Origin of the sequence: Streptomyces rhizosphaerihabitans (assembly GCF_025399795.1) — a bacterium.
GTDB lineage: Bacteria > Actinomycetota > Actinomycetes > Streptomycetales > Streptomycetaceae > Streptomyces > Streptomyces rhizosphaerihabitans.
The window spans coordinates 1-5,709 of sequence record NZ_JAODTZ010000117.1; the positions used below are offsets into that span (position 1 = coordinate 1).

Here is a 5,709-nt window from a genome sequence, read left to right on the forward strand (position 1 = left end):
TACGAACTTGGACAGCTCTTCGCGAAGGCGGTCCACGCCCGACGTCTCCTCCGCCGGTTCGCCCTTTTCCGTCTTGGTCATCGCCGCCTACCTCCGACGATCGGCGCGCTTGGACGCTGCTCGCTCGGAAGACGACGACTTCTTCGCGGCGGACTTCTTGGCCGGAGCAGTCTTCTTCGCGGCGGTCTTCTTCGCGGCGGTCTTCTTGCCGGGCGCCGCCTTCTTCGCCGGTGCAGTCTTCTTGGCCGCCCGAGGCTTCTCCCTGCCGGCGGGAGCAGCCTTCTCGCGTGCCGCCGGCGTCCCGCGGGACCGATCCGATCGCGAACGGCGACGCCTCCGCGGCTTCGCTTCTGGTTCGTCTTCCGGTTCCTCTTCCTGGTACTCGCCTTCCGGCTCTTCCTCTTCCTCGGGCTGATCCTCGGCCTGGTCTTCCTCGTACTCGGCCTCAGGCTCTTCTTCCTCCGGCTCTTCTTCCTCCGGCTCTTCTTCCTCCTCGTACTCCGCGTCCTCGCCCTCGTCCTCCGGCGCGTGATCCTCCTCGTCCTCCTCCTGATCCGCCTTCTCCAGGAGTCGGGACGTGCGGTCGCTGAGGGTGTCGGCCAGCGTGCTCATGCCCCGGTCGGCGGCGGCGCTCATGGCCTTGCGGCCCGCCTCCAGCACTTCCCCGCGCAACTGCTCCTGCAACTCGGCGACTTGCGGAATCTCCCCCAGCCTGCGCATTCCCTCGGCGGCGAGCTGGCGAGGTTCGAGACCGAATCGCCGGCCAGCCAGATAGGTCGCAATGGACAGGGCCATCCGGCCCTTCTTGGTGCGGCCCAGCACATAGCCACCCACTACCGCAGCCGCGAGAACCGCCTTTTCCTTGTCATCCATGACTGTGTCACCTTCGATCACTCGGGGCGCGAAACAGGCCCGTGCGACATACAGCCGATCGAGCAGCCGCTCCCCTTCTCGTTCGAACTCCTCCAGGCCGATCTCTCCGTCTTTCAAGTCCGGGTTCAGCAGAGCCAGATGGGCCTACAGCACTCCCGGGTCGTGCAGCCGCGTCCGTCCGTTCGGGACATATCGCCGCACTGGGCAGTGGCCGTTTCGAGACGGACTCGACCCCGATCAGCACAAAGAGGTCCGCTCGCAGGCAATACGCATGCCGCACCCCTGCATGATGTTCGACGGAACGCCGTTTGCCCGGGGCGCAGTTGGGCCCCCGCCAGTCAGCCGGCGCTCTGATGCGCCGACAACTCGCCGGCGATGGCGTCCTCTTGCTGCTCGTACTGGGAGAGTGCCAGGCCAAGACCGAAGAAGGTGGGGGCCCATTCGCCGATGTAGATTCCCCAGCGGTCGGCCCGGGCGATGTCGATGCCGGGCTCTATCTTCAAGGAGCCTGCCCAGGCGACGACGGTGAGGCCTATGGATGCCATGGCGGCCAGGTACGCATGTTCGCTGCGGATACCCATGTCATGCATCTTCTTGATGATCACGATGCGCTCCGTTCACTAGTCCTTTGACGGACTACCCGGACCACCTAGCCCTATTCACACCATTAGCCCCAAATGTTCACTTGTGCGTAGTTCACGGGCCGGCACACTGCGAGCTCGTCGCGACGCTCCCAGAACTCGATGACCGGCAGTTCGACCCACCTCGCCCAAGCCCACCCGGTGCACCCATGATCAGCGAGCGGTCCGGACGCCCCAGGCCGGGAGCGGGCTGCCGGAAGGCGCACCAATCGGGCCTTCCGTCCGGTCGGGTGTCGGCGGTCCACCCGACTCGGCGAGCTCCAGCCCCGAAGGGCTGCCCGCCTCATACGCGTAGGTCTTCACGCCAAGGCCTCCGACTTCTCAGGCCGGGTGGGGACTCTGCAGGCCGACAGTGTCAGCACGCAGCGCCCGGAGCCGGACCGTGCTTCAGCGCTTGCCGTGCTTGCCGCGCATGGAGTCCTTGGCGTCGTCCAGGGCTTCCTTCGCCTCGCCCTCCGCCTGGTCCATCTTCCCCTCGGCTTTCATCCGGTCGTTGCCGGTGGCCTTACCGACCGTTTCCTTCATTTTGCCCTTGGCCTTGTCCATGCCGCCCTTGCCAGCCATGCCCTGCTCCTTGCATAGGAAAATCAGTGACAGTGACAAACTAGAACGGAAATACGCATATCGCTCGGCAAGCGTTGCACTCACAGCCGACTGCGCGGATCCGCCCCCGCCCCCTTGTGGCGGAGGGTCCGGGACCAGCTTGTGCCTGCCGACCGCGGCGCCGGATCCACCGCTGCGAGACGTCCAGAGGGCCACCCAACGCGGTCACGACTCGAGGGACGAGCGTTGTCGCTGTTCGTTCTCGCGCGTTTCGTGTGTGTGGCGACCGATCTCGGTGACGCGGTCGGCCAGAGCCGGGTGATCGGCGCGCAGGTGTGGGCCTGCATCGGAGAGGGGGCCAAGGAGTTGGGCCGGGTCGCTGTCGCCGAGGGCGGCATGGAGAGCGGTGATGGCGCTCGTCGCCGTGTCGGGGAGATCTGTCAGGGCGGTGATGGTCCCGGCGAGCTGGCGGAGTGCGGCGGCGTGGTCGTGGGCCCAGGCAGCTACGGAACGGTCTGCGGCGCGCCGGCCGCGGGTGGCCTGCACCCGCTGCTCCTTGGTGGCGCCCGCTTCACCGGGACGCACGCGCAGGTAGCGACGTTCGGCGGCCTGGCGGCTGGAGACGCCGAGCGGATGGGCCAGATCGGCCCAGCTCGCGCCCGCCTGCCGCGCCGCTTCGATCAGTCCCGGCTCCCAGCCGGCCAGCTGTTCACGAACCTGCCGCAGGAGGAGCAGCGCCGCGAGGGCACCTTGGGGATCGTCGGATGCGGCGGTCCTTGCGGACTGTGCGGTCTGCAGGGCCTGTGCGAGGGCCTCGAGCACCGTGGCCGTCGCCGCGAACGAGGCCGACGCCGGAAGTTTGCCGCTCACTCTCCCCTCCTCTTCAGCATCGTCATCCCCTGGATGACGTTTCACTTGTCGTCGTTTGGATGACATGTTACAACGGTGTCAGGTGAAGCGCATTGGCAGCAACTGCCTGAACTCATCTGGAGGTGTATCCCGTGTTGATGCGCACTGACCCGTTCCGGGAACTCGACCGGCTGGCCCAGCATCTGATGGGTCCGGGAACGTGGTCCCGCCCGTCCGCGATGCCGATGGACGCCTACCGAGACGGCGACCAGTACGTCATCGCCTTCGACCTGCCGGGCATCGACCCCGACGCCCTCGACATCGACGTCGAGCGGAACATGCTCACCGTGAAGGCGGAGCGCCGCCCGCTGCCGCGCTCGGAGAGCGCCCAGACGGAACTGGCCGAGCGGCCTCTGGGTGTCTTCTCCCGCCAGCTCGTCCTGGCCGACACCCTCGACACCGAGCGCATCTCCGCGGACTACGAGGCCGGCGTCCTGACCCTCCGCATCCCGATCGCGGAGCGGGCCAAGCCCCGCAAGATCAGCGTGCGCGGCACCGGCGAACGCAAGGTACTCGACAGCTGATCCGCCGGTCGCACGTCCGCCGGCCGGGCCCAGGACGGTTCGCCCGCAATCCCGCCTGGGCCCCGGCGGCACCGGCCCCCTCACCCCACGCCGGACAACCGACTTCCGCGAAGGACACGGTTCACACGGAACAGCCGCTCTCCCGCAGGAAGACGGTCACGCAAGGAAAGCCGAAGCCTCATGACTCTTCTCTCTCCCCCCGCGCCCCCTCCCCCAACAGCAACCGTCACCTTTGACCAGCTGCTGGAAAAGGTGCGCTACGACGGCGCCTACCCCACCCGCCGCCACGCAGAAGGCGTCGTACGCCGAGTACTCGAAGCCCTCGGCCGCCAGTTGACAGGCACCGAGCGGATGGAACTCGCCGCTCGCCTCCCTCAGGAAGCAGCCTGCCACTTCTCCTCGCAGCCCCCTACGAGCAGCCCGCTGACCGGCTGGGGCTTCGTGAAGGACCTCGCTGAGCGAACCGGCGGCACCCCGGCGACGACCCGTTGGGACACCGGATCGGTCCTCGGCGCCGTGGGTCGCATCGCCGGTGACGACCTGACCGCCCGGATCATCGGACAGCTCCCCGACGGCTACGCCCTGCTGTTCGGACGGGCCCAGCTCATCCGGGCCGCCTGACCGTCCGGTGCCGGCACCCAGAACGCAGCGCACATGTCCGCGGTCGCTGCGTCGTGACCGCAATTGCCACCGTTCGGCCGCAGCAGGAGCACGTCGAACCCATGACATGCGCCCTCTTGGTCGCAGTGCCGTCGCGGGCTGATGACGTAGCCCCTCTGTTCATCCGTCGCGAAAGCGGAGCCGGCACCGGCAGCACAAATCCCGGCAGCCGACGGGCTGCCGGGATCAGAAGTGCTCAGCGCCTACTTGGGCCGGATGGCGTCCTTGGCCTTCTCCTTGGCCGCGCGCAGGTCGCCCTTGGACTCCTCGGCGCGCCCCTCGGCCTTCAGGGACTCGTTGCCCACCGCACCGCCGACGACCTTCTTGACCTTGCCTTCGGCCTGCTCGCCCTTGGCCTGAGCCTTCTCGTCCGCAGCCACAACCACTCACCCCTGCCTCATTCGGAACTCAATTACGCCCTCCGTGTCACCCCGGGTCTGCATCCTCAAACCAACCCGAGGACTGCCACGCATTCGCAGCCGTGGACCGTCTAAGAAATACATAAGATCCGCAGGAATGGAGATCGATCTGCAGGGCACACGACGGTCCGGAGGTTGATAACTATGGTTCCTGTTCTTCTTGTTCTTCTGCTCGCCCTGATCCTCTTCGGTGCCGGTTTCGCACTGAAGGCACTGTGGTGGATCGCCGTGATCGTGCTGATCGTGTGGGTCCTCGGCTTCGTGATCCGTCCTACAGCAAGCGGCGGCCGGCGTGGCCGCTGGTACCGCTGGTAGACGGCCTGAACAGCACATCGTCATGGGGTGGGGCCCGACGCTACGGCGTCGGGCCCCACCCATGTCCCGTCCCGGCGACCGCAGGACGAAAGTAGTGATTCTTCCGGTTCGAGGTAGCTGGAAGCCATGGCCGGATGCTGGTGTGACGCCAGGAACCATGGCCCTCCAGCACGACGTCTTCGGCTGTTCACTCTTTCCGCAGCGCGTATGTATAGGCGCAAGAAGCCTGGGAACCCGAACTCCCGGGAGCGTCAGCAACGATGACGCTCAGTCTCAACGAGTCCGCAGCTCGACTGTGGGCGGCATTCGATTGATTCTTTGAGGAGGGAATTTATGAGTGACAACATCTGGGGCTACCAGCCGACCACCGGCTACACCGCGGGCACCGACCTGACCGGATACAAGGTCGAGGCCACCGACGGCAGTATCGGGAAGGTCGACAAGCACTCGGACGACGTCGACTCCTCCTACCTCGTCGTCGACACCGGCGTATGGATCTTCGGCAAGCACGTTCTCCTCCCGGCCGGCACCGTGCAGTCGGTCGATCAGGCCGAACGGAAGATCTACGTCGCGCTCACCAAGGACCAGATCAAGGACTCCCCCGAGTTCGACAAGGACAAGCACACCGGTGACGCCGGCTACCACGAGCAGGTCGGCAGCTACTACCAGAACCGGCGCAGCATCTGACATCAACACCCCGGCGCAAGCCAGGGGGCCGGCCGGGAGTTTCTTCGGCCGGCCCTTTCGTGTACGCGCGGGAGCGGGGAAGCCCCAAGGCGCCAGACCCCTCAGGCAGGGACCACTGGATCCGCCGGCTGGGAAGCA

9 protein-coding genes are annotated in these 5,709 nt (G+C 66.6%); 4 read left to right on the forward strand and 5 right to left on the reverse strand.

The genetic code is table 11. The annotated features are described in order from the left end of the window. Window positions 1-87: 87 nt before the first annotated feature. From N4G66_RS44625 to N4G66_RS44640, 4 genes are all read right to left on the reverse strand, one after another. Window positions 88-873, reverse strand: coding sequence for a histone protein (locus tag N4G66_RS44625; RefSeq protein WP_261710068.1), 786 nt, complete (start codon window positions 871-873; stop codon window positions 88-90). A gap of 338 nt (window positions 874-1,211) precedes the next feature. Further along, the gene (locus N4G66_RS44630; protein WP_261710060.1) at window positions 1,212-1,478 is read right to left on the reverse strand and encodes a hypothetical protein; all 267 of its coding nucleotides are present in this window, start codon (window positions 1,476-1,478) and stop codon (window positions 1,212-1,214) included. Window positions 1,479-1,901: 423 nt separating this feature from the next. Next, the gene (locus N4G66_RS44635) at window positions 1,902-2,078 is read right to left on the reverse strand and encodes a CsbD family protein (protein ID WP_261710061.1); all 177 of its coding nucleotides are present in this window, start codon (window positions 2,076-2,078) and stop codon (window positions 1,902-1,904) included. A 204-nt stretch (window positions 2,079-2,282) separates the two neighbouring features. Beyond that, window positions 2,283-2,927 carry a type III effector protein gene (locus N4G66_RS44640; RefSeq protein ID WP_261710062.1) on the reverse strand — a complete coding sequence of 215 codons (645 nt, stop codon included), beginning with the start codon at window positions 2,925-2,927 and terminating at the stop codon, window positions 2,283-2,285. A gap of 131 nt (window positions 2,928-3,058) precedes the next feature. Here N4G66_RS44640 and N4G66_RS44645 point away from each other — a divergent pair, with 131 nt between their 5' ends. Further along, window positions 3,059-3,490: an Hsp20/alpha crystallin family protein gene (locus N4G66_RS44645; RefSeq protein WP_261710063.1), complete on the forward strand. Its 432-nt coding sequence runs from the start codon at window positions 3,059-3,061 to the stop codon at window positions 3,488-3,490. Window positions 3,491-3,670: 180 nt separating this feature from the next. Beyond that, complete coding sequence (locus tag N4G66_RS44650) at window positions 3,671-4,111, forward strand: DUF2267 domain-containing protein (RefSeq protein WP_261710064.1); 441 nt, start codon at window positions 3,671-3,673, stop codon at window positions 4,109-4,111. Window positions 4,112-4,353: 242 nt separating this feature from the next. Here N4G66_RS44650 and N4G66_RS44655 read toward each other — a convergent pair whose 3' ends face one another. After that, window positions 4,354-4,530, reverse strand: a complete 177-nt coding sequence (locus tag N4G66_RS44655) for a CsbD family protein (protein WP_261710065.1) — start codon at window positions 4,528-4,530, stop codon at window positions 4,354-4,356. Between the two features lie 183 nt (window positions 4,531-4,713). Here N4G66_RS44655 and N4G66_RS44660 point away from each other — a divergent pair, with 183 nt between their 5' ends. Then, a complete protein-coding gene (locus tag N4G66_RS44660; RefSeq protein ID WP_261710066.1) occupies window positions 4,714-4,884 on the forward strand; it encodes a hydrophobic protein in 171 nt (56 codons plus the stop codon). 333 nt (window positions 4,885-5,217) lie between these two features. Next, window positions 5,218-5,571, forward strand: a complete 354-nt coding sequence (locus N4G66_RS44665; protein ID WP_261710067.1) for a PRC-barrel domain-containing protein — start codon at window positions 5,218-5,220, stop codon at window positions 5,569-5,571. Window positions 5,572-5,709 lie beyond the last annotated feature (138 nt).

Coding starts and splice junctions, on each gene's coding strand:
- N4G66_RS44625 (WP_261710068.1), bottom strand. CDS start 873: ATGGATGACAAGGAAAAGGCGGTTCTCGCGGCTGCGGTAGTGGGTGGC.
- N4G66_RS44665 (WP_261710067.1), top strand. CDS start 5,218: ATGAGTGACAACATCTGGGGCTACCAGCCGACCACCGGCTACACCGCG.
- N4G66_RS44660 (WP_261710066.1), top strand. CDS start 4,714: ATGGTTCCTGTTCTTCTTGTTCTTCTGCTCGCCCTGATCCTCTTCGGT.
- N4G66_RS44650 (WP_261710064.1), top strand. CDS start 3,671: ATGACTCTTCTCTCTCCCCCCGCGCCCCCTCCCCCAACAGCAACCGTC.
- N4G66_RS44635 (WP_261710061.1), bottom strand. CDS start 2,078: ATGGCTGGCAAGGGCGGCATGGACAAGGCCAAGGGCAAAATGAAGGAA.